We start from the raw sequence: 22,521 nt of genomic DNA, 5'->3' as shown, positions 1-22,521 counted from the left end.
CGGGCTGTAGCCTAGTCGGGCACCCGCGCCAAGCGGACCGATGGGGAGCGGTTCGGTGCGTGTGCGTCAGCACGCATAGCTTCACAAAACCGATCATAGGTTGAACAGTCGGTCTTCAAATGACTTCAAGTAATATTCCGTGCTTTTTCGATCGTTCTCGATTGAACCGAGATAACAAGCCTGGGTTATCCAACTCAAGACTCGCACAATTTTTGATTTTATTTATACTTCCTATACACGTTGTGGGGATTGCGGCATGTGACGAGGCCGAGGCGGACGACGGGTCGATGGCGCGGGTGGGCGGCGCAGGCGGTGGTCACCGGATTGGCACGCCTGCTCTTCGGACTCGGCGCCGCGCAGGCCCAGGACAACTCGGCGTCCCTCCTGCTGTTCGGCAGCCTCGAGGCCGGTCCCTCGACCTTCGTCAGCGCCGGCGCGAAGCTCGCACTCGACCGGATCGATCGCGAGGGCTTCGTCGCCCTCGCGAGCTTCGGAGCCGGCACACGGCGGGAGGGGGCGGGCCGGCGCGAGACCGCCACAGGTGCAGCGGTCGTCGGCTATCAATGGTTTCACGATTGGGGGGTGATCGCCGCCTACGGCGGGATCGAGGGTTCGGTCGAGGCCCTGACGGCGGGTGGCGTGACCCGCCTGGAGCCGGCCCGCCTCGGGGCGCGGTTGCACGGCGAGGTTTGGGCACGCCCAAGCGAGGCGACGCTCCTCACCGCCACGGCGATTCTCGATTCATCCCGGACCGCAGCCTGGGGCCGGCTTTCGTGGGGCTGGCGGATGGAGTCGTGGCCGGGCTGGAATCCTTATCTCGGCCCTGAGTTTGCCCTCTATGCCGATCACACCGGCTACCGGAAATGGAATTTCGGCATTCATGCGACGGATTTCGCCATCGGGCGCTTCAGCCTGCGGGCCTCGGCCGGCCTCCAATGCGAGCCGCAGGGGCCGGCAAGCCCCTACGTGAGCCTCACCGTATGGACGCCCTGGTGAGGTCGCGCTTCAACCCTTGGTGCGCAGGGCGGACCGGCCGCCATCGACACCGATGACCTGACCGGTGATCCAGGCCGCCTCCTCCGAGACGAGGAAGCTTGCCAGACCGGCGATATCTTCGGGGGTGCCGAGGCGCTGCATCGCGTGCATCGCGGCGATCCCCGAAGCGAGGGTGGCGCTCGCCGTGATCGCGGCCGAGAGCGGCGTGCGGGTGAGCGACGGCGCCACCACGTTGACGCGGATCTGCGGGCTCAGTTCGGCGGCGAGCGACAGGGCGAGTCCCTCCACCGCGCCCTTGGCCATGGCGACGGAGGCGTGCGCGGGGAACCCCTGCGCCACCGCCACCGTCGAGAACAGCACGACACCCGCCCCAGCCTCGCCGGCACCGGCCTTGAGGATGGGGGCGGCCGCCTGGATGGCGAGGAACGCACCGAGTGCGTTGATGCGGAAATCCGTCTCGGCATCCTGCGCCGTCAGCTTGGCCAGGGGCCGCAGATTGATGGTGCCGACCGCGTAGACGAGGCCTGCGAGGTCAGGGCCGGCTTCCTCCGTCGCCCGGGCGAAGAAAGCCGGGTCGTTGACGTCACCGGCGGTGACGGTGGTGTCCCCGAGTTCCAACGCCGCCGCCGCGAGTCGGCCGGTATCGCGGGCCACTAGATGCAGGGGGTAGCCGCGCCGGCGAAGGGCGTCCGCCGTCGCCCGGCCGATGCCGCCCGTACCGCCGTAGAGGATGACCCGCTTCATGCCTGCTCCCATTCCGTTCGCGAAGGATTAGGTAAGGCGCGCGGGGGCAACGTGGAGCGCCCTCCACCCGGATCGCCCCATCCGTGGCGTCGCAGCCCCCCGAGCGAGACAGGCCCATGAAGTTCGCCTTTGCCGGCATCGATTTCCTCGGGGGCGTGTTCGAAAGCCTCGTCGAGGCGGGTTGGACCCCCATCAAGCTGTTCACCCGTCCCTGTGACGGGATCTACGACCACAACGAGGTCGTGGTGGCCCAGGCACGCCGACACCGGTTGCCGATGCAGCTCTCGCGGATCAAGGCGTCCGACATGGAGGCCGTGGCCCAAACCCATGGCCGTGACTGGGCCCTGGTGGTGGCGGGCTATCCTTGGCTGATCCGGGGCTGGCACGGGCTGGCGGCCTATGGCATCAATTTTCACCCCTCCCCCCTGCCCATGGGACGCGGCCCCTATCCCTTGTTCAAGGCTGTGGCTGATGCCCACACGGAATGGGGCGTCACCGCCCACGTGCTCGGCGAGGAAGGTTTCGATACGGGCGACATCCTCGCGCAGGAGCGCTTCGCCCTGTCGGGGGACGAGACCCATGAGAGTCTGCTCTCCAAGTGCCAGATCGCGGCACGCCGCCTCGCCGCCGGCCCCATCGCCCGCGACCTGCCGGCCCGCTGGCGCGAGGCCGAACCCCAGGGCGAGGGCTCGTACTGGCCCCGGGTTACCGACGCCGACCGCACCCTCGACTTTCGAAGCGATGTGGCGGCGATCCTGCGGCGGGTGCGCGCGTTCGGGACCATCGAGACCATCGCGCGGCTCGGCGACAACCGCGTCTACGTGGCGGCGGCGGAGGGCTGGCGCGAACCCCACCGCCACACCCCCGGCACGGTGGTCCACCGCTACCGCCGACACGTCGTCGTCGCGGCCCGCGACGGCTACATCCAGCTGAGCCGGTGGAGCCCGGTAGCGATGACGGAGGTCGGCCATCTCGGCCGGTAACAGGCGGGCGTATCTTCCCACCCCGTGCTCCGGACCATCACGACGTAGGGCCGGACCAACGGCTCCTCTGCAACGGACACGGACCACGCAGGACCCTTCCCGATGGCACGGATGCGCAAGAAGGCCGACCTGCCCACCAAGATCTGCGCGACCTGCCGGAAGCCGTTTGCGTGGCGCAAGAAGTGGGAGCGGGTGTGGGACGAGGTGCGCTACTGCTCCGATCGCTGCCGGGCCGAGGCCAAGCGCTCCCGGCCGGGATCGGAATCCTGACGGGTCAGACGAGGCCGGCGAGGGCTTCGGGGGTGTCGACATCCTGAATCACGGCCGCGTCCATGGCGAGTTCCCGGATGTCGGTGCGCCGCGCGAGGAGGCGACCCGCCCCCTGATCGCCGGTCAGGGTCGCGAGATCGGCCGCGAGGCGTCGCCGGTTGAGCAGCACCGGATTGCCGCGCTGGCCGGCATGGACGGGCACGATCGCCGCCGGATCGCCCCCGCGAAAAGCCTCCGCCAGGGTGATGATGTGATGGGCCGCGATGCGCGGCATGTCGGCGAGCAGAACGAGGATCGCGTCCGCCTGCGGCAGGGCGGCGAGGCCAGCCTGAAGGGACGTGGACAGGCCCTCTTCATAGGCCGGATTGTCGATGCAGGTGAGGTCGAGCCCCTCGAGGGCGGCGCGCACGGCTAGCCCATGGGCGCCGAGCACGACCACCACTGGGCCGAGGCGCGAGGCCAGCGCGGCCCGCGCCGCGTGGCGCACCAGGGGTTCGCCGTCGAGGACGCTCAGGAGCTTCGGGCTCGCCCCGAAGCGGGTGCCGCGCCCGGCGGCCAGAAGAACGAGGCCGTAGTCAACCGTCATCGTCGTCCGCCGGGGTACCGCCTGAGCGGGGCTGGGGCCGCGAGACGATCTCCATGAGGAGACCGCCGACACCAAGTCCGACGATGTCGGCGCGGGTGACGGCGAGGCCCGCGAGCAGCCGGTGCAGCACCCAGTCGAATCCGTTCTCCTTCGGGGAGCGGGCGCAGCCGGGGGCCCCGATCACCGGCACGTCGCCGAGGGACCCGACGAGGAGGAGGTTGCCGGGATCGACGGGCATGCCGAGGTGATCAATCCGGCCGCCGGCGGCCTCGATGCCGGCCGGAATCACGTCGCGCCGGTCGGTGATGGCGGAGGCGCCGAACACCACGACGAGGTCGGTCCCTTCCCCCGCGAGCGTCCGGATCGCCGCACCTACGGCTCCAGCCCCGTGCGGCACACGGGCGTCGGCGACGATCGCCGCCCCCGTGGGTGCGAGGCGCCGGGCGAGCGTCGCCAGGGTCTTGTCGATGGTCGCTTCCTTGAGGCCCGGCAGCCGGGTCGAGACCACGCCGACGCGGGCACGGGTGTAGGGCGCGACCCGCAGGGACGTATCCGGTGCGGCGCGGCAGGCACGCTCCAGGGCGGCGCCAGCGACGGCGTAGGGAATGATCTTGACGGTGGCGACCATCTCACCGGCCACCACCGGGCGATAGGCCGGTAGGGTTGCCACTGTGATGGCCTCGTCGACGGCGTTCACGGCGTCGATGCCGGCCCGGTCGATGAGCAGGAGCCCGGCCTCCATGGCGAACAGGTTGCAGCGGCCCGTGAAGGGCGGCTCGCGGCGCAGGCCCGACCCGGCGAGGCGGATGGCGAGCCGTTCCGCCGCCGCGTCCTCGCCGACGTCGCCCGGTTCGAAGCTCACCGCCACCAGTTCGGCGAGACCCGCCGCGTCGAGGCGCGCGGCGTCCTCGGCCGGGATCGGCCGGCCCTTGCGCAGGGTCACGTCGTGGGCGCGGACCGTATGGGCGGCGATGAGCCCCCCGGCCTCCCGGGTCGGGACGGAGCCGAATCTCATCGGGCGGACGCGGAGCGGGGCGCGCGCTGGGCCGCGACGATCTGGCCAAGGATCGACACGGCGATTTCGGCCGGACTCACGGCGCCGATGTCCAGGCCGATGGGCGCTGCGATCCGGCCGATCGTGTCCTGCGAGAATCCGGCTCCCTCAAGCCGGGCGACGCGGGCGGCGTGGGTCTTCCTCGAGCCGAGCGCACCGACGTAGAAGCAGTCCGCCCGTAGGGCCGCCATCAGGGCCGGGTCGTCGATCTTCGGATCGTGGGTCAGGGCGGCCACGGCGCAGTAGCGGTCCAGGGGCGGCACCGCCCCCCCGAAGGCCTCGTCGGGCCACAGGGTGACGAGGTCGATGCCAGGAAAGCGCTCCGGCGTGGCGAAGGCCGTGCGTGGATCGATGACCGCGACGTCGAGATCCAGGGCAAACGCCATGGGACAGAGCGCCTGGCTGATATGGACGGCCCCGACGATCACGAGGCGCACGGGCGGCGCCTGTACCGTGAGGAAGAGCTGGCGGCCGTCGACCTCGGCCAGACCACTCTTACCCGAGGCGAGGCGCTGGCCGAGGAGATCCGCGAGGGGATCGGCGGCGATCTCGGCCTCGCGCACCACGCGCTGGGCGCTGCCATCGAGGTTCGTCACCAGGATGACGGCCCGCCGGGCGGCGCGCTCGGCATTGAGGGCGGTCAGGGCATCGAGTTGCATGGCGGCGGCCTCAGGTCACGGGCTCGACATAGACGCGGATGCGACCGCCGCAGGACAGGCCGACCCGCCAGGCGGTCTCGTCGGCGACCCCGAACTCGACGACGCGCGCCCGTCCGTCGGCGATGGCCTCCATGCCCTCGGTGATGACCGCGCCCTCAACGCAGCCCCCCGAGACCGAACCGAGGAAGTTGCCCTCGGCATCGACCACGAGGTGGCTGCCGATGGGCCGGGGGGCCGAGCCCCAGGTCTCGATCACCGTGGCCAGCGCCACGCCGCGCCCGGCGCGGCGCCAAGCCTCGGCCGTGCTGAGAATGTCGGTCTCGGTGGAGAGCATGGGGTGACTCCGGAACGGGAACGATCGCCCCGTCTCCTCGCAACACGAAGGATGGCAGTTAGGCTCCCCCGGACACGCAACAATGCGACCAGCGCGCCCCGCACGCCAGGACGTGACTTTCCGCACGGAGAGCGCCAGCCTATCCTGACGTCGATTTTCTAAAGTTCGGTGCGAAGGCGGGCTCGATGAGACGATTCGCGGCAATCCTCGCCCTCCTCACCGGCGGCGCCCAGGCCGAGCCGGTGCTCACCCCCATCAGGATCGGCGTGTCGGCGCCCCTGACCGGGCCGGACGCCGCCTTCGGCCAGGGCATGCGTGGGGCGGCCGAGCAGGCCGTGGCCGACATCAACCGGGCGGGCGGCGTCAACGGGCAGCGCCTCGCCCTGGTGGTGGCCGACGATGCCGGCGATCCGAAGCAGGGGCTGGCGGTGGCGCGCCGGTTCGCGACCGAGCGGGTCGGCTTCGTGGTCGGCCCCCTCAATGCGGCCGTGGCCGGAGCGGTGATGCCCGCCTATGCGGAAGCCGGCATCGTCGCGGTGACGCCCGGGGTGACCTGGGCACCCCTGACGGCGCGTGGGTTCGGGACCGTGTTTCGCACCTGCGCCAACGAAGCCGGACAGAGCGTCCTGGCGGGCACCTACCTTACAGAGCGTTTCGCCAACCGGCGCATCGGCCTCGTCCACGACAAGACCACCTTCGGCCGCGGCCTCGTCGATGGGGTCGCACGCGTCCTGAAGGCGGCGGGCCAGACCGAAGCGGCCTTCGAGGCTCTGGCGCGGGGCGACAAGGACCTGGCCGGCCTCGCCGCCCGCCTGAAACGCGCGCGGGTGGAGGTGGTGTATTTCGGCGGCCTCGCTGCGGAGGCGGGGCTGCTCCTGCGGGCCCTGCGCGAAGCGGGGCTCGACGCGCCCCTCGTCGGCAGCGACGGCCTTCTCGACAAGGAGTTTTCGCAAGTGTCCGCCGCCGACGGCACGGTGATGACCCTTGCCCCCGCCCCCCGCCTGCCCGAGGCGAAGCCGGTGCCGGCCAAGCCGCGCTCCCCGGAGGCCGAGGCCTTCGCAGCCCAGAGCTACGCCGCCGTGGAGGTGCTGCGCGCCGGCATTCTGGGGGCGCAATCGACCGAGGGCCGGGCGGTGGCGGCCTTCCTCCACGGCGGCACGCCCATGAAGACCGTGCTGGGCGCCCTCGCGTTCGATGCGCGCGGCGACCTCACGGCAGACCCGCGCCGGCCGGCCTACCTCCTCCAAGTCTGGCGGCGGACGCCGGACGGCCGGGTCGACTACGCAGGCAACGCCGTGGAGCCGTGAGATCTGGGGTTTCGCCGAAATGAGCCCCGAGTGAGCCCCACGGAAACCTGGGCCCAGGGAAGCCAGCGGCCGATATCCTGTCGATGAAAATCGGCGGTGGGCGGGAAAAGCTTGCTTCGCGCCGATCCGAACATTATGTCGGGGCAACGCTCGCCGGTGTTGCGCATCCGATGGGATCGGACCCGCCGCCCGCCGCGTTTTGCCGAACGGCTTCGTTTTATGTTCCGGGTCGCCCCGTTCAGGCTGTCCCGCTTGGAGAGTGTGGATGGCGAAAGAAGAGTTGATGCAGTTCGACGGTCTCGTGATCGAGATCCTGCCGGACGCACGCTACCGCGTGCAGCTCGACCAGGGGCACGAGATCGTGGCCTACACGGCCGGCAAGATGAAGAAGAACCGCATCAAGACTTTGGCCGGCGACCGCGTCACCGTCGAGATGTCGCCCTACGACCTCGAGAAGGGTCGCTTGGTGTTCCGCCACAAGGACGAACGCTCCGCCGGTCCGCGTCCGCCGATCCGCGGCCAGTTCCGCCGCCGCTGAAGGCTTCGGCGCGACGCACCTCTCAGGTTTGCGACGATTGATAAACGGCAATGCCCGCTTCGGCGGGCATTGCCGTTTCTGTTTGCCCTACTTCCCGAACCGCTCGAACTTCGGAAAACTCCGTGTCATCAGGGCGCCGGCGTCGGAGCGGTGGCCCAGCCACTTCTCCAGAATACCGGCATTGGCCAGCCGCACCTCGCCGCCGGTCTCGCGCCAGGGCAAGCCCTCGGCGAGGGTGAAGACGCAGGCATCCGTCAGGGTGGTCTGGCGGCAGCGCTGCAGGCGCACGCCCTTGCCGCGTACGAGTTCGGGCATTTCCGCGATGGGGAAGACGAGGAGCAGGCGGTCGGCACTGCAGACAGCGACGTGGTCGCCGGCCGCCGGCACCAGCAGGGTCGCGGTGGCCGGGTCATCGAGGCCCATGATGCCCTTGCCCTTACGGGTGTTGGCGACCAGCGCGTCGGCCGGTGCCAGGAAGCCGCGCCCGTCGGAGGCCGCGACCAGGAGCTTGGCGCCGGGCTGGTAGGGCAAGGCCGCGACAATCTCGGTGCCGTCGTCGAAATCGACCATGAGGCGGATCGGATCGCCGAAGCCGCGGCCGCCGGGGAGCTTGGCCGCCTCCAGGGTGAACACCTTGCCGTTGGAGGCGAGCACGAGGAGCTTGGCCGTGGTCTCGCTCGGGAAGGCGATCTTGAGACTGTCGTCCCCCCTGAAGGCGACGCCCGAGAGGTCGGCGACGTGTCCCTTGAGCGCCCGGATCCAGCCCTTGGCCGAGACGATGACGGTAATCGGCTCGCGCTCGACCATGGCGGAGGTGAAATCGATGCCGGCGGTGTCGGGCGGGTTCTCCAGGGTGGTGCGCCGCGCGCCGATCTTGGTCTCGGGGCCGAAGGTCTTCTTCACCGCGCGGATCTGCTTGGTGATGTCGGCCCATTGCAGCTTGTCGGAGCCGAGGAGTTCCTCGATGCCGAGCTTCTCCTTCGTGAGCGTATCGAGTTCGCGCTTGAGCTCCATCTCCTCGAGCTTGCGCAAGGAGCGCAGGCGGGTGTCGAGGATGGCGTTGGCCTGGACCTCCGTGAGCTCGAACCGCTTCATCAGGGCGGGTTTCGGCTCGTCCTCCTCACGGATGATGCGGATGACCTCGTCGAGGTCGAGGTAGACGATGAGCAGGCCGCCGAGGATCTCGAGGCGCCGGTCGATCTGCCCGAGGCGGTGGCGCGCCCGGCGCTGGAGCACGACCCGGCGGTGGTCGAGCCATTCGCGCAGGGCTTCGGCGAGGCCGATGACCCGGGGCACGAGGCCGCCCACCAGCACGTTCATATTGAGGGAGATGCGGGCTTCGAGTTCGGTGAGCCGGAACAGCGATTCCATCAGGATGACCGGATCGACGTTGCGGGCGCGCGGCTCCAGGACGATGCGCACATCCTCGGCCGATTCGTCGCGCACGTCGGCCAGCAGCGGAAGTTTCCGCTCCTGCAGGAGTTCGGCGAGCTTCTCGATGAGGCGCGCCTTCTGCACGCCGTAGGGAATCTCCGTGACGACGATGGTCCAGGTGCCGCGGCCGAGATCCTCCTTGGCCCAGCGGGCACGCACGCGGAATCCGCCACGACCCGTGCGGTAGGCCTCGGTGATGGATTCGGCGCTGTCGATGAGGATGCCGCCGGTCGGGAAATCCGGCCCCTTCACGAAGGTGAGGAGCTGGGCCGAGGTCGCGTCGGGGTGGGTGATGAGGTAGAGCGCCGCGTCGCAGAGTTCGGCGGCGTTGTGCGGCGGAATCGAGGTCGCCATGCCCACCGCGATGCCTTGGGAGCCGTTGGCGAGCAGGTTCGGGAAGGCCGCCGGGAGCACCACCGGCTCCTCTTCCTGCCCGTCGTAGTTCGGGCGGAAATCAACGGAATCGTCGTCGAGGCCCTCCATGAGGAGGCGCGCGACCTCCGTCATCCGGGCCTCGGTGTAGCGCTGGGCGGCGGCGTTATCACCGTCGATGTTGCCGAAATTGCCCTGGCCGTCGACGAGCGGATAGCGCTGGGCGAAATCCTGGGCCATGCGCACCAGGGCGTCGTAGGCCGCCGTGTCGCCGTGCGGATGATACTTGCCGATGACGTCGCCGACGATGCGAGCGCATTTCTTGAACGCCGACGTCGGGTCGAGCTTCAGCAGCCGCATGGCGAACAGGATGCGCCGGTGGACGGGTTTCAGCCCGTCGCGGGCATCGGGCAGCGCCCGGTGCATAATCGTCGAGAGGGCATAGGCGAGGTAGCGGTCCTCCAACGCGGATTTCAGCTCGACGCTCTCGATGCCGTCGGAGCCAGACGGCGGCTCGAAGGGCTGGCCCATCACGATCTCCGGGGGCGCCCGCGCCCCATTTCAGAACAAATCAAGAACGCAACTTAGGCGCTTCCGGTGCCCAAGGCAACGAAGCGCACCCGCGCGTCCGGGGGTGGCAGCGCACGCGGGCCCCAGATGTGCTGATCGAGGAAATACCCCGTCAAGGTAAACCCCGCGGTAACGTCGCGGCCCTCGGGCGTCATCGGCACGGGGTCGTTCGGCGCCCGCTCGCGCAGGAAGTCAGGAAGCGCCAGGAGCTTGTCGCGATACGGCTCGCCGGCGGACGCGCTGACCGCCCGGCCGGAGCGGGGCGAGACGTAGATCAGGGCGTCGTTGCCGCCCGTCGCCGCGCAGGCCGAGAGGTCGAGGCCGAAGCCGAGCTCCGCCAGGATCGCAAGTTCGAACCGCACCATGAGGGGCGGGGCGATGTCGGGATCGTGCAGGTGGTCGATGAGGATGCGGGCGGCCGCGTAGAGTTCGGGATGGGGATCGCGCTCCGGCAGCAGGCGCAGGAGGCTCGCCAGATGCGAGATGCCGTGAAGGGCGAGCCCCGAGCCCATGAGTCGTGCGGCCACGGATTCGAGGGGCTCGACGGCGAAGGCACCGAGGCTGTCGTCGAGGCGCGCACGCCAAGTGGCCTGCACCCGGTTGCCGGGCTGGAGCACGGGCTGCATCCGGCGCGAGCGCCCGCCATGGACGAGGCCGAGATGGCGCCCGTGGGCGGCGGTCATCAGTTCGAGCACCACGCTCGTCTCGCCCTGTCGGCGCAGGCCGAGCACGAGACCGTCGTCGGTCCATTGCATCCCCTTCCATAGGCCGATGCCGGCGGGAAGGAAAAGTACGACGGCCGCAAAGATTGCACCAACGAACGCTTTCCCGCAGGGCGGGAATAAGCTTAAGCTTATGGGGGGAAGCGGAGGCACACGGAGATGGCGATGGGTGGTCCGGCTCGGCTCCTGCTCCTGGGTTTGGCCTGCGCGCTCCCGGCCTGTACGTCCCGCGCCCCGGCCCCCTCCCCCGGCGCGACGCTCCGCACCCGCGTCGCCGCCCTCGCCCTGGCGCAGGTGGATTTCGGCTCCGTCTCGGTGATCCCCGTGCGGTTCGAGCACAGCCGCATCTCAGGACCGTTCGAGGATGGCGGGCGCACCCTCTACTGCGTCTCGACCCGGATGAAGGGCCGGACCTTCGGTAAGGGTGAGCGGGCGAAGACCGTGATCCGCGATACCGGCGGCGTGCTCAGCGTGCTCTCGGACGACGAGGAGATCTGCACCGGCCACCGCACGGAACCGTTTCCGGAACTGGAGACCCTCGGAAACCCGGCCTGATGCCCCCTTGCCCGGATGCCGGGCCGATGAAACCATGCGGGCATGCCTAGACGCCCCTTGCCCAAACGGTCCCTCAGCCTGAGCCTCGACCTCATCGCCCGCGCCCATCCCGACTCCGTCCGCGACGATCCGACGGCGCTCGCCCTCCTCACCGACGACGAACTTGGCCCCGGCCTCACCCGGGCGCTCACCCGGCGTCCGCGCGCCGATGGAGGCTTGTGGGTGTTCGGCTACGGCTCCCTGATCTGGCAGCCGGAATTCGCCTTCACCGAGCGGCGGACGGGGACGGTGCGGGGGTATCACCGCCGGTTCTGCCTGCTGCAGCGGCGGTTTCGCGGCAGTCCCGGACGGCCCGGCCTCGTCCTGGCGCTCGACCGCGGCGGCCTGTGCCGGGGCGTTGCCTTCCGGCTTCCCGGCGACGACCCGCACGTGACCCTGCTGCCGGTCTGGCGTCGGGAGATGCGCGGCAACGGCTACGAGTCCCGCTGGGTGGTGGTCGAGACCACCGACGGCCCGGTCACGGCCCTCACCTTCGTTGTTAACCGCGCCAGCGACCGCTACACCGGCCGCCTCACGGAAGCGGAGATCGCCGACCGCATCGCCACGGGCGCCGGTCATTTGGGGCCCAGCGCCGAGTACCTCTTTCGGACCGCCGAGGCCTGCGCGCGCGAGGGGATTCTGGACGCGCACCTTTGGAACTTGCAGGCGCTCGTGGCCGAGCGGCTCGGCGCCATGGTGGAAACCGATCAGGCGCCAGCGGGCCGGGTTCGTCTCAGATAGGGGGCCGGCGCGCCCGGCGCCGACCGGCAATGGACGATGGTCCCGTCGGTCCGATATGACGACACCGCCCTCGCCTCTTGACGTTCGGAACCGCCCGCGATGCCGTTTGCCCTCTCTCCCCTCCGCCTCGCTGCCCTGATGTCGCTGGTCTGCGGGATGGCCCAGGCGGCGGACAGGACGGCCACCCTTCAGGGCGCGGCCGTCATCGCCGGCAAGGACCGTCCCGTCACGATTCGCCTGGCCTGCGACGACACCCTGGCCAAGAGCCAGACGGGCGCCCTCTCGCTGACCCTCGCGGTGAGGAATTTCGAGGCCCTCGGCGCAGCCTTCGACTTCGGGGCTTTCGAAGGCCCAGGGGCCACCCGCAAGGCGCTGAGCGAACTCACGGCGACGGGACCCGGCAGCACCCCCGCCCTGCGCAGTGCCGCCAGCGGTTCGGTCTCAGCCGAGATGCCCGACACCTTCGAGCTCACGGTCTCCGCTTCCATGCGCGGGGATGCCAAGCGACTCGACGCCGTGCGCGGCCTCGCCACCGTCCTGTCCGCCCGTCCGAGCACAGTCATTTGGAGTCAGGTGAGCCCCCGCAAGGGCGACGCACCGTTGATCGCCACGGTCGTGGTCTCGGACGCGGATTCGGCCCGGATCAAGACCGCCGTGGCGCCCTGCCTCGCGAAGCGCTGACCGGCCGGCGTCTCAACTCACCTCCACCTGCACCACCCCCGGCACGGCCCGCAGGGCGCCGGCGATCTGCGGCGTCGCCTGATACTTGCCCGGCAGCTTGACCTCGACCTCGCGGTCACCGTTGTCGAGAAGGAGGATGAGGGAGACCTCGCCCTCGCCGCGCACCTGCAGGCGCTGCTGCACGGAGGCGATGGGGCGCTCGTCGCGGAGATACACCCGCATGCCCTTCTGATGGCGGGCCACCGCCGCGTCGAGGGGTTCGGCGGTCATGATGCGGGCGCGGACATCCTCGCCCTCGAGGTTGGCCTGGAGCTGGAGCACCAGGGGCCGGCCGGGCTCGAGGATATCGCGATAATGTCCGAGCCCCTCCGAGAAGATGATCGCCTCGAAGTGGCCGGTCTGGTCGGACAGGATGACGATGCCGAGCTTGTTACCGGTCTTGGTGCGCCGCTCCGAGCGGTCGAGGACGGAGGCGGCGACACGCCCGACGCTGGTGGTGCCGGCCCGCACGGCCCGGCAGAATTCGGCCCAGGTCTGAACCCGAAGCTTGCCCAGAAGATCGCCGTACTCGTCCAGCGGGTGTCCCGAGAGAAAGAAACCGATGGCGTCGTACTCGCGCTTCAGCTTCTCGGCCATGGGCCAGCCCTCGTAGGCCGGTATCCGCAGGGTGACATCCGTCGAGGTGACGCCGCCGAACATGTCGACGATGCCGGTGCTCTCCGCCTCGGCCGCGCCTTGGGCGAGCTTCATCATCGGCTCGATGGCGGCACAGGCCCGCGCCCGGTCCGGCTCCAAAGCGTCCATGGCACCGGCGGCGACGAGGTTCTCGAGCGTTCGCTTGTTGATGAGGCGCGGGTTGATGCGCCGGGCCAGGCACGCGAGTTCCCGGAACGGTGTGTCGCCGCGCGCCTGGACGATGGCCTCGACCGCGCCGCGCCCGACGCCCTTGATGGCCGACAGGGCGTAGATGATCCGCCCGTCCGTCACCTCGAAGTTGACGCCCGATGTGTTGATGGAGGGCGGCTCGACAACGATCTTGAGGCGCTGGGCGTCCTGGCGGAACTCGGCGAGCTTGTCGGTCACGTCGATGTCGAGCTGCATGGCGGCGGCCAGGAACTCGACGGGATGGTTCGCCTTGAGGTAGGCGGTCTGGTAGGTCAGCAGCGCGTAGGCGGCGGCGTGTGACTTGTTGAAGCCGTAATCGGCGAACTTGGCCAGGAGGTCGAAGATCTCGTCGGCCTTGGCCTTGGTCAGGTCGCGCTCCATGCAGCCCTTCACGAAACGGTCGCGCTGGGCGTCCATCTCGGCCTTGATCTTCTTGCCCATGGCGCGGCGGAGCATGTCGGCCTCGCCGAGGGAGTAGCCGGCCAGCAGCTTGGCCACCTCCATCACCTGTTCCTGGTAGACGATGATGCCGAAGGTCTCGCGCAGGATCGGCTCGAGCTTCGCGTGCGGGTACCAGCTCGCTTCGTTGCCGGCGTCGCGCCCGAGCTTGCGCTCGCAATAGACCGGGATGTTGGCCATGGGGCCGGGGCGGTAGAGCGCCACCAGGGCGATGATGTCCTCGAACCGGTCGGCCTGCATCTCGACCAGCGCCTTGCGCATACCGGCGGATTCCACCTGGAACACGCCCACCGTCTCGCCGCGCTTCATCGGCACGTAGGTCGCTTCGTCGTCGAGGGGCAGGCTCGCCAGATCGACGATGATGCCGCGCTTGGCCAACAGGTCGGTGCAGTACCGCAGCAGCGTGAGGGTCTTCAGACCCAAAAAGTCGAACTTCACAAGGCCGGCGGCCTCGACCCACTTCATGTTGAACTGGGTCACCCGCATGCCGGTCTTCGGGTCGCGGTAGAGCGGGACCAACTGTTCGAGCGGCCGGTCGCCGATGACCACGCCGGCGGCATGGGTCGAGGCGTGGCGGTGCAGGCCCTCCAGCTTCTTGGCGATCTCCATGAGGCGGGCGACGATGGGCTCCTCCTCCATGGCCGCCTGGAGCTTGGGCTCGCCCTCGATGGCCTGGGTCAGGGTCACGGGGTTGGCCGGGTTCTGCGGCACCAGCTTGGTGAGCTTGTCCACCTGCCCATAGGGCATCTCCAGCACGCGGCCGACGTCGCGCAGCACGCCGCGCGCCTGCAGGGTACCGAAGGTGATGATCTGCGCCACCTGCGCGTGGCCGTAGCGCTCCTGGACGTACTGGATCACTCGTTCGCGGCCATCGACGCAGAAGTCGATGTCGAAATCGGGCATCGAGACGCGCTCGGGGTTGAGGAAGCGCTCGAACAGCAGGCCAAACCGCAAGGGATCGAGGTCGGTGATGAGGAGCGACCACGCCACCAGCGAGCCGGCACCCGAGCCACGACCCGGGCCGACGGGGATGTCGTGGTCCTTGGCCCACTTGATGAAGTCCGACACGATGAGGAAGTAGCCGGGAAACTTCATGCCGACGATGACGTCGAGCTCGAAGGCGAGACGATCGCGGTAGACCTGTTCGTCCATGCCCGGCGCCGTGCCGTGCTGCACGAGACGCAGGTCGAGGCCGGCGATGGCCTGCGCGCGCAGCTCCTCCGGCTCGGATCTGACCACCTTGACGGTGGCCTCACCGGTGGACTCGTTGGCGACAGCCTCCGCGGCCACCCGGGCGAAATTCGGCAGGATCGGCTTGCGCGTGCGCACGCGATAGGCGCAGCGCATGGCGATCTCGACGGTGGCGTTGAGCGCATCGGGCAGGTCCGAAAACAGCTCGGCCATCTGTGCGCGCGTGGTGAAGCCGTGGCGCGGCGTGAGCTTGCGGCGGCGCTCATCGGAGACGAGGCGCCCGTCGGCGATGGCGAGCAACGCGTCGTGAGCGTCGTAATCGCCGGTCTTGGCGAAGAACGGCTCGTTGGTGGCCACGATCGACAGGCCGTTGGCATCGGCGAGCCGGAGCAATTCGCGCTCGATCATCCGCTCGTCGGACAGGCCGTGACGCAGGATCTCGACGTAGAGGTTGCTCTCGCCGAACGCCGCCTTGAGCTGCGCCAAACGCGCGGCGGCGAGTTCGGCCCGGCCCTGGCGCAGGGCCCCGTCGAGGGGACCGGTGGTGCCACCGGTCAGGGCGATGAGGCCGCCGGCGAATTCGGCGAGGCCGGCGGCACTCACCCGAGGGGCATCGCCGAGGGCGCCGTCGAAATAGGCCCGGCTCGCCAAACGCAGGAGGTTGGCGTAGCCGGCCTCGTCCTGGGCCATCACCACGACATTGGCGCAGCCGCCCTGTGCCTGGGGGTTGCGCGCCATGGGGTCGGGCGCTTCGAAAGCGACCGTTACCTGCAGGCCAGCGATGGGCTGGAGGCCCAAACCAGCAGCCTTCTCGGAGAATTCCAGCGCCCCGAACAGGTTGTTGGTGTCGGTGAGCGCCAGGGCCGGCTGCCGGTCGGCGGCGGCGGCCTTGACGATGTCCCCGACCTTCAGCGCCCCTTCGAGGAGCGAGAACGACGAGTGGACGTGGAGGTGGACGAAGCCGGGATCTTTGAGGATGCGCGCCATGCTTCCATCAGCCCGACTCGTGGTGAACGATCCATCAAGAACAGCCGCGGTGTTCGGTTTGGCTGTGGAAGGCCGTCATTCGTGGTGGCTCGGCAACGCTATCGCAACGGCGCCAATGCGACAGCCCATGCGGCGACGGACACCGCCAGGAGCCCGAAGGCCATGAATTCGACCGCGCCGGTGAGGATCATCCGCTTGAACATGGGAAGCGCCTTTCGTTGAGAGCTTCAGTTTTGTTCTTGTTTTGTTCCTTGTAAAGCGGAAAGACGGCTCGACACGCTTCAGAGTCAACGAAATGTGAAGCAGCGGGCGGTCGCACGATGTCCGCACGGATTCAGGCGATGCGGCAGCGCCAAGCTCGACGATGCATCAGAAATCACCCTCGGAACTGTCTGGTGCGGCGAAGAAAATCCGCTCCTTCCCAGTTCTGAAAACGTTCGGTCTCCGTGAGATCCAGCACATTGCTGCCCGCGAAAACGCTGCGCCGATGCCGCGGTCACAACCACAGGATGGCGAAGACGGACGCTCTGCCTATTTCAGCGGGACATCCGGGTCCCGCATCGCAGACAGATCATGCACATCAAGCTGGTGGCCGTCGGCTCCCACGGTGACGTCCTTCCCTTCATCGGTCTCGGGGCCGAACTCGTGCGGCGTGGGCATGAAGCGGTTCTGGCGGCGCCCGCCCCCTTCGCGCAGCTCGCGGCCCGCGCCCATCTGCCGTTCCATGCCCTGGGGACGCGGGCCGATTACGACCGGACCTTGGGCGTGCCTGACCTGTGGCACCCGCGGCGGGGAGCCTTCGTCCTGTTCGATCAGCTCGCCCCGACGACGGAGCAGACCTACGACTGGCTTGCCCGCACGAGCCGGCCGGGCGAAACCCTCGTGGTCGCCTCCACCCTCGGCCTCGGCGCCCGCGTGGCGCAAGACAAGCTCGGCCTGCCCGTCGTCACTGTCCACGTGATGCCCCTGCTGGTGGAGAGCCGGCACGCGGCACCGGTGATGCCGGGCATCCCCCTCGCCCATCTCCTGCCGTCCCGCCTGCGGCACTGGCTCGGCCGGGGGGCTGACCGCTACGTCATCGGCCCCGCCGCCCTGCCGAAGCTCAACGCCCTGCGCCGGCGCCTCGACCTCGCACCCGTGCGCCGCCTGCGGCACTGGTGGAACAGTCCGACGCGGATTCTCCTGATGTTTCCGGACTGGTTCACGGCTCCGCAAGCCGATTGGCCGGCCCAGGCCGCGCAGGTCGGCTTTCCCCTCGTCGATCGCCTCGGCGACACCCCGTCCCTGAACCCGGACCTGAGCGACTTCCTCGCATCCGGCCCGGCGCCCCTGGTGTTCACCTACGGCTCGGCGATGCGTCAGGGCCAGGCCTTCTTCCGCACGGCCTGCGCCCTGTGCCGGTCCACGGGCCGGCGCGGGGTGCTGCTGGCCCCCGAGGCGGGTCAGGTGCCCCTGGATCTGCCCCCGGGTGTGATCCACGTGCCCTACGCGCCCTTGAGCGCGCTGCTGCCGCGCGCCGCCGCCCTGATCCATCATGGCGGCATCGGCACCGTCGCCCAGGCCCTGGCCGCCGGCGTGCCGCAGCTCGTGGTCCCGGTGGCATTCGACCATTTCGATGAAGGCCTGCGCCTTCGGCGCCTCGGCGTCGGCGCCATGCTCGGCCGGCGCCGGTTCACTCCTGTGCGGGCTGCACAGGTGCTGACCCGTCTCCTGGACTCGGACACCGTGGCGCGGGCCTGCGCGGAGGCTCAGGCCCGGATGACGCGGGAGAACGGGGTGGCGGCCGCCTGCGACGAGATCGAGCGCCTGATCGGGCGCTGACGCGCGCGGATCAGTCGAGTTGCTCGATCAGCCCATCGCGAATCGTCACCCGCCGGTCCATGCGGGCGGCTAGGTCCATGTTGTGCGTGGCGACCAGGGCGGCGAGACCCGACGCGCGCACGAGCGAGACGAGGATGCCGAAGACGTGGGCGGCGGTGTGCGGGTCGAGGTTGCCCGTGGGCTCGTCGGCCAGCAGCAGGCGCGGGCCGTTGGCCACGGCACGCGCGATGGCGACGCGCTGCTGCTCGCCCCCCGACAACTCGGCCGGGCGGTGGACGAGGCGCTCCTTGAGGCCGAGGAAGCTCAGGAGCTCGGTGGCCCGCGCCTTGGCCTCCTTGTTGGACAGACCCCGGATGAGCTGGGGCATCACCACGTTCTCGAGGGCCGAGAACTCCGGGAGGAGGTGGTGAAACTGGTAGACGAAGCCCATCTCCTCCCGGCGGATGCGGGTGCGCTCGGAATCCACCATGGCGGCGGTGGGCCGGCCGCCGATAAAGACCTCACCGCCATCGGGCCGCTCCAGGAGACCGGCGATGTGCAGCAGGGTCGATTTGCCGGCGCCCGAGGGGGCCACCAGGGCGACGAGTTCGCCGGGCCAGATCGCGAAATCGGCGCCGCGCAGGATGTCGAGGGCCCCCGCCCCTTGCGTGTAGCGCCGCTCCACCTTGGTGAAGAACAGGGCTGGGACCGGCTGCGCGCCGGGCGCATCGGCTGTCGTGGTCATGGGAATCCTAAGGCTTTCGCTCAGCCGTAGCGAAGCGCTTGCACCGGATCGAGCCGGGCGGCACGCCACGAGGGATACAGGGTCGCGATGAGCGACAGGGCGATGGAGGTAACGACCACCACGGTGATCTCTTGGGTGTTCATCTCAGCCGGGATCTCGGCCAGGAACCGCACGGTGGGGTCCCAGGCCGAGGGAAACAGCACGCGCTGGATCGGCTTGATGTTCAGGGTGATGAGGATGCCGAGGCCGAGGCCGCTCAGCGTCCCGACGATGCCGATCAGCGCCCCGTTGATGAGGAACACCCGCATCACCGTGCCGGGCGTGGCGCCCATGGTGCGCAGGATGGCGATGTCGCTCGACTTGTCGCGCACGAGCAGGATGAGTCCCGAGACGATGTTGAGGGTCGCCACCACCACGATGAGGCTGAGGATGAGGAACATCACGTTCCGCTCCACCTCCAGAGCGCCGAAGAAGGTGCGGTTGCGCTGGCGCCAGTCCGTGAGCAACACCGGGCGCTCGGCCGCCATCTCGAGGTCGGGCCGCATGGCCGCGACCCCGTCGGCGTTGTCGAGGTAGACCTCGATGAGGCTGACATCGGCGTCGCGGTTGAAGAAGGCCTGGGACTCGGCGAGCGGCATGAACACGAAGGTCGCGTCGAACTCGGTCATGCCGATCTCGAACACCGCCTTGACCGTGTAGGACTTCGTGCGCGGCGCCGTGCCGAACGGCGTGGTCGCGCCCTTCGGCGTGGAGAGGGTGATGTTGTCGCCGGCCTGGAGACCCAGCGCCTCCGCGAGCCGCCGGCCGATGGCGACGCCCGTTCCGTCCTCGAAACCCTCCAGGGTGCCGCCGCGAATGTTCTTGGCGATGCTGCCGATCTTGTCGAGATCCTCCGCCCGGATGCCGCGCACGAGCACGCCGCTGCCGCCGTAGGGCGAGGAGGCGAAGGCTTGCCCCTCGACCAGGGGAATCGCGGCGCGAACCCCGGCGACCTTCGAGAGCCGGTCGGAGAGGTCTTCGAAATCGGTGAACAGCCGGTCGATGGGCGTGACGAAGACGTGGCCGTTGATGCCGACGATCTTCGACAGGAGTTCGGTGCGAAAGCCATTCATCACCGACAGGACGATGATGAGGGTGGCGACGCCGAGGGCGATGCCGAGGACCGAGAAGAACGCCACCACGGAGACACCGCCGCCGCGCCGCCGCGCGCGGAGATACCGTCCGGCCAGAATCCACTCGAAACCGGCGAAGGGCGGCGTGCTCCCGCGCTTGAACAGGCCCCGCACGCCCTTGAGCCGATCCATCAGCGCCGCCGCCATGGCGGGCTCAAGCCCGCTTCAGACGGGCGAGAAGATCGATGGGCGCGATGGTCTCGCGCTCGCCACCGGCCCGGCGCTTGATCTCGACCTTGCCCTCGGCGAGGCCGCGCGGTCCGACGATCACCTGCCAGGGCAATCCGATGAGGTCGGCGGTGGCGAACTTGGCGCCCGGGCGCTCGTCGCGGTCGTCGTACAGCACGGTGAGGCCGGCGGCCTCCAGGGTCCCCTGGATCTCGGTGCAGGCGGCGTCCGTCCCCGCATCCCCGGTCTTGAGGTTGATGAGCGCCACGTCGAAGGGCGCCACGGAATCCGGCCAGATGATGCCGGCCTCGTCGTGGGAGGCCTCGATGATCGCGGCGACTAACCGGCTCGGGCCGATGCCGTAGGAGCCCATATGGACCGGGCGCTCGACGCCATCGGGCCCGGTGACCTTGGCGCCCATGGGCTCGGAATATTTGGTACCGAAGTAGAAGATGTGCCCGACCTCGATGCCGCGCGCGGCCATCTGGTTGACCTCCGGCACCTCGCCGAAGGCGGCCGGCTCGTGCATCTCGGAGGTCGCAGCGTAATGCGACGTCCAACGGTCGACGGTCCCCTGGAGGCCGGCGACATCCTCGAAATCGGTGGTGACCGGCGGGGTCTCGAATTCGAGATACTGACGGTCGCAGTACACCTCGCTCTCGCCGGTCTGGGCCAGGATGATGAATTCGTGGCTGAGGTCGCCGCCGATGGGGCCGGTATCGGCCCGCATGGGGATCGCCTTCAGGCCGAGGCCCGCGAAGGTGCGAAGGTACGCCACGAACATGCGGTTGTAGGCGTGGCGGGCGGCGGCTTGATCGATGTCGAACGAGTAGGCGTCCTTCATCAGGAACTCGCGCGAGCGCATGGTGCCGAAGCGCGGCCGCACCTCGTCGCGGAACTTCCACGAGATCTGGTAGAGGTTCTTCGGCAGGTCCTTGTAGGACCGCACGCTGCCGCGGAAGATCTCGGTGACGACTTCCTCGGCGGTGGGGCCGAACAGCATCTCGCGGTCGTGACGATCGGAGATCCGGAGCATCTCCTTGCCGTAGGCCTCGTAGCGCCCGGATTCCTTCCAGAGTTCGGCCGACTGGATCGACGGCATCAGGATCTCGATGGCCCCGGCCCGATCCTGCTCCTCGCGAATCACCGCGCAGACCCGGTTGAGCACCCGCAGGCCCAGCGGCAACCAGGCGTAGATGCCGGCGGCCTCCTGCCGGACGAGGCCAGCCCGCAGCATCAAGCGGTGCGAGACGATCTCGGCCTCCTTGGGCGTCTCGCGCAAGGTGGGGAGGAAATAGCGGGAGAGACGCATGGAAGGCCCTGGACCAACGCGCCGAACTATCGGGCGCGCCGGGGCACACAACACATTGCATCGGGAAAATACAAGCGCAGCCGGGCGACACCGCGAACCCGCGTGGCCCCGCTCGATCGGCGTTTCGGTGCGGTCGGTAACAGATCCGTGCGTTTCCGGTAGAAAAGCGCCGGATTTGATCTCTCACGAGGTGACAATGGGAACTCCTGTTCCTATAAGCGCCCGGTGCTGGTCGCAAAGCCCGTCAGAGGCCGCGACATGCCCGAGTCTTGGGAGGAACAATCAGCCGCCACGCCGTCAAGATGCGTGAGATAAATAGGCTGCGCCATCGACCGTCTTCATAAAAGCAAGGCTCAGGCCTTGCTTTTTTTATGCCCGCTCGCTGGGGACGGATCGAGAAACGATTACAAGCCGGTCAGTTCGAAAACAGGGATTGCGACGAGGAACACCACGCCGGAGAGCAGCGTGGTCCAGAGCGCCTTCTCGCGCAGGCGCGGCGAGGCCGGAGCGCCGAGATCCTGGCCCGGGACGACCCGGGCCGGATCGGTCTCAGCCTGATTGCGGATGGGCAGCATCACGAACAGCAGCGTCCACCACACCACGAAGTAGAGGGCGAAGGCGCCGAACACCGTGAGCCGGAACTGGCTCACCGCCACCACGACCACGAGGCCGATGACCACCAGCATGGCGCCGAGCGTCCGCAGTGTCGAGGCGGCGACGGTGTGGAGGACGGCGCCCACGCGGGTCAGACCTGCTCCAGCTCGACCAAGGTGCCGAGGAAATCCTTGGGATGGAGGAACAGCACCGGCTTGCCGTGGGCGCCGATCTTGGGCTCGCCGGTGCCGAGCACCCGCGCGCCCTGAGCCTTGAGCTTGTCGCGGGCGGCCAGGATATCATCGACCTCGTAGCAGACGTGGTGCACGCCGCCGTTGGGGTTGCGCTCGACGAAGCTCTCGATGGGCGACCCCTCGCCGAGCGGCGCCATGAGCTCGACCTTGCTGTTGGGCAAATTCACGAACACGACCGTGACGCCGTGCTCGGGTTGCGGCAGCGGCTCGGTGACGGTGGCGCCCAGGGTGTCACGATAGATGGCGCAGGCGGCATCGAGATCGCGCACGGCGATGGCGACGTGGTTGAGGCGTCCGATCATGTTTTCATCTCCCTGTGCGCTCGATCTCGAAAAAACGCCCTCGTCCTGAGAGGCCGCATCGGCGTTT

22 protein-coding genes are annotated in these 22,521 nt (G+C 69.0%); 9 read left to right on the top strand and 13 right to left on the bottom strand.

The window, feature by feature from the left end; all coding sequences use genetic code 11:
* The first annotated feature begins 324 nt into the window (after positions 1–324).
* Positions 325–996, top strand: coding sequence for a cellulose biosynthesis protein BcsS (gene bcsS / locus MKK49_RS22530; protein ID WP_244032149.1), 672 nt, complete (start codon positions 325–327; stop codon positions 994–996).
* 9 nt (positions 997–1,005) lie between these two features.
* Here bcsS and MKK49_RS22525 read toward each other — a convergent pair whose 3' ends face one another.
* Entirely contained in the window at positions 1,006–1,740 is a 735-nt protein-coding gene (locus MKK49_RS22525) for an SDR family NAD(P)-dependent oxidoreductase (protein ID WP_244032147.1), read from the bottom strand.
* A 116-nt stretch (positions 1,741–1,856) separates the two neighbouring features.
* Here MKK49_RS22525 and MKK49_RS22520 point away from each other — a divergent pair, with 116 nt between their 5' ends.
* Together MKK49_RS22520 and MKK49_RS22515 are read left to right on the top strand one after the other, a co-directional pair.
* A complete protein-coding gene (locus MKK49_RS22520) occupies positions 1,857–2,723 on the top strand; it encodes a methionyl-tRNA formyltransferase (RefSeq protein ID WP_244032145.1) in 867 nt (288 codons plus the stop codon).
* A gap of 102 nt (positions 2,724–2,825) precedes the next feature.
* Positions 2,826–2,993, top strand: a complete 168-nt coding sequence (locus tag MKK49_RS22515; RefSeq protein WP_244032143.1) for a DUF2256 domain-containing protein — start codon at positions 2,826–2,828, stop codon at positions 2,991–2,993.
* A 4-nt stretch (positions 2,994–2,997) separates the two neighbouring features.
* Here the strand turns inward: MKK49_RS22515 and MKK49_RS22510 are convergent, their stop codons facing one another.
* Genes MKK49_RS22510 through MKK49_RS22495 form a run of 4 tightly spaced genes read right to left on the bottom strand, consistent with a single transcriptional unit; the run spans position 2,998 to position 5,626 of the window.
* Positions 2,998–3,579, bottom strand: coding sequence for an NTP transferase domain-containing protein (locus MKK49_RS22510; protein WP_244032141.1), 582 nt, complete (start codon positions 3,577–3,579; stop codon positions 2,998–3,000).
* On the bottom strand, positions 3,569–4,594 hold the full coding sequence (locus MKK49_RS22505; protein WP_244032139.1) for a molybdopterin-binding protein: 1,026 nt from the start codon (positions 4,592–4,594) through the stop codon (positions 3,569–3,571). Before MKK49_RS22505 ends, MKK49_RS22510 begins: the two co-directional genes overlap by 11 nt.
* Entirely contained in the window at positions 4,591–5,292 is a 702-nt protein-coding gene (locus MKK49_RS22500; RefSeq protein ID WP_244032137.1) for an XdhC family protein, read from the bottom strand. The genes MKK49_RS22505 and MKK49_RS22500 overlap by 4 nt, the downstream gene beginning before the upstream one ends.
* Before the next feature lie 10 nt (positions 5,293–5,302).
* Complete coding sequence (locus tag MKK49_RS22495) at positions 5,303–5,626, bottom strand: XdhC family protein (RefSeq protein ID WP_244032135.1); 324 nt, start codon at positions 5,624–5,626, stop codon at positions 5,303–5,305.
* A 185-nt stretch (positions 5,627–5,811) separates the two neighbouring features.
* On the opposite strand from MKK49_RS22495, the gene MKK49_RS22490 reads away from it, so the two are divergent.
* Together MKK49_RS22490 and infA are read left to right on the top strand one after the other, a co-directional pair.
* Positions 5,812–6,933: a branched-chain amino acid ABC transporter substrate-binding protein gene (locus tag MKK49_RS22490; RefSeq protein WP_244032133.1), complete on the top strand. Its 1,122-nt coding sequence runs from the start codon at positions 5,812–5,814 to the stop codon at positions 6,931–6,933.
* A gap of 265 nt (positions 6,934–7,198) precedes the next feature.
* Entirely contained in the window at positions 7,199–7,471 is a 273-nt protein-coding gene (infA, locus tag MKK49_RS22485) for a translation initiation factor IF-1 (RefSeq protein WP_055879197.1), read from the top strand.
* Positions 7,472–7,558: 87 nt separating this feature from the next.
* Here infA and parC read toward each other — a convergent pair whose 3' ends face one another.
* Together parC and recO are read right to left on the bottom strand one after the other, a co-directional pair.
* Complete coding sequence (gene parC, locus MKK49_RS22480; RefSeq protein ID WP_244032132.1) at positions 7,559–9,808, bottom strand: DNA topoisomerase IV subunit A; 2,250 nt, start codon at positions 9,806–9,808, stop codon at positions 7,559–7,561.
* A 53-nt stretch (positions 9,809–9,861) separates the two neighbouring features.
* A complete protein-coding gene (recO, locus tag MKK49_RS22475; protein WP_244032131.1) occupies positions 9,862–10,602 on the bottom strand; it encodes a DNA repair protein RecO in 741 nt (246 codons plus the stop codon).
* Between the two features lie 132 nt (positions 10,603–10,734).
* On the opposite strand from recO, the gene MKK49_RS22470 reads away from it, so the two are divergent.
* From MKK49_RS22470 to MKK49_RS22460, 3 genes are all read left to right on the top strand, one after another.
* A complete protein-coding gene (locus MKK49_RS22470; protein ID WP_244032130.1) occupies positions 10,735–11,124 on the top strand; it encodes a hypothetical protein in 390 nt (129 codons plus the stop codon).
* A gap of 57 nt (positions 11,125–11,181) precedes the next feature.
* Positions 11,182–11,904 (top strand): gamma-glutamylcyclotransferase, encoded by a 723-nt coding sequence (locus tag MKK49_RS22465; protein ID WP_244032326.1) that lies wholly within the window; start codon positions 11,182–11,184, stop codon positions 11,902–11,904.
* 99 nt (positions 11,905–12,003) lie between these two features.
* Entirely contained in the window at positions 12,004–12,585 is a 582-nt protein-coding gene (locus MKK49_RS22460; RefSeq protein WP_244032129.1) for a hypothetical protein, read from the top strand.
* A 12-nt stretch (positions 12,586–12,597) separates the two neighbouring features.
* Here MKK49_RS22460 and dnaE read toward each other — a convergent pair whose 3' ends face one another.
* The gene (gene dnaE / locus MKK49_RS22455) at positions 12,598–16,107 is read right to left on the bottom strand and encodes a DNA polymerase III subunit alpha (RefSeq protein ID WP_244032127.1); all 3,510 of its coding nucleotides are present in this window, start codon (positions 16,105–16,107) and stop codon (positions 12,598–12,600) included.
* Positions 16,108–16,680: 573 nt separating this feature from the next.
* Between dnaE and MKK49_RS22450 the strand changes: the two genes are divergently transcribed.
* Positions 16,681–17,928, top strand: a complete 1,248-nt coding sequence (locus tag MKK49_RS22450) for a glycosyltransferase (protein WP_244032126.1) — start codon at positions 16,681–16,683, stop codon at positions 17,926–17,928.
* A 10-nt stretch (positions 17,929–17,938) separates the two neighbouring features.
* Here the strand turns inward: MKK49_RS22450 and MKK49_RS22445 are convergent, their stop codons facing one another.
* The 5 genes from MKK49_RS22445 to mce form a co-directional block, all read right to left on the bottom strand.
* Positions 17,939–18,652: an ABC transporter ATP-binding protein gene (locus tag MKK49_RS22445; RefSeq protein WP_244032125.1), complete on the bottom strand. Its 714-nt coding sequence runs from the start codon at positions 18,650–18,652 to the stop codon at positions 17,939–17,941.
* Positions 18,653–18,672: 20 nt separating this feature from the next.
* Positions 18,673–19,971, bottom strand: a complete 1,299-nt coding sequence (locus MKK49_RS22440) for a lipoprotein-releasing ABC transporter permease subunit (protein WP_409565119.1) — start codon at positions 19,969–19,971, stop codon at positions 18,673–18,675.
* Between the two features lie 7 nt (positions 19,972–19,978).
* On the bottom strand, positions 19,979–21,304 hold the full coding sequence (gene proS, locus MKK49_RS22435) for a proline--tRNA ligase (protein ID WP_244032124.1): 1,326 nt from the start codon (positions 21,302–21,304) through the stop codon (positions 19,979–19,981).
* Between the two features lie 404 nt (positions 21,305–21,708).
* Positions 21,709–21,990: a DUF1467 family protein gene (locus MKK49_RS22430; protein ID WP_409565125.1), complete on the bottom strand. Its 282-nt coding sequence runs from the start codon at positions 21,988–21,990 to the stop codon at positions 21,709–21,711.
* Between the two features lie 59 nt (positions 21,991–22,049).
* Positions 22,050–22,454, bottom strand: coding sequence for a methylmalonyl-CoA epimerase (mce, locus tag MKK49_RS22425; RefSeq protein ID WP_056089075.1), 405 nt, complete (start codon positions 22,452–22,454; stop codon positions 22,050–22,052).
* Positions 22,455–22,521 lie beyond the last annotated feature (67 nt).

Origin of the sequence: Methylobacterium sp. J-090 (assembly GCF_022829345.1) — a bacterium.
Lineage (GTDB): Bacteria > Pseudomonadota > Alphaproteobacteria > Rhizobiales > Beijerinckiaceae > Methylobacterium.
This window is presented reverse-complemented; position numbering and strand designations above follow the sequence as displayed.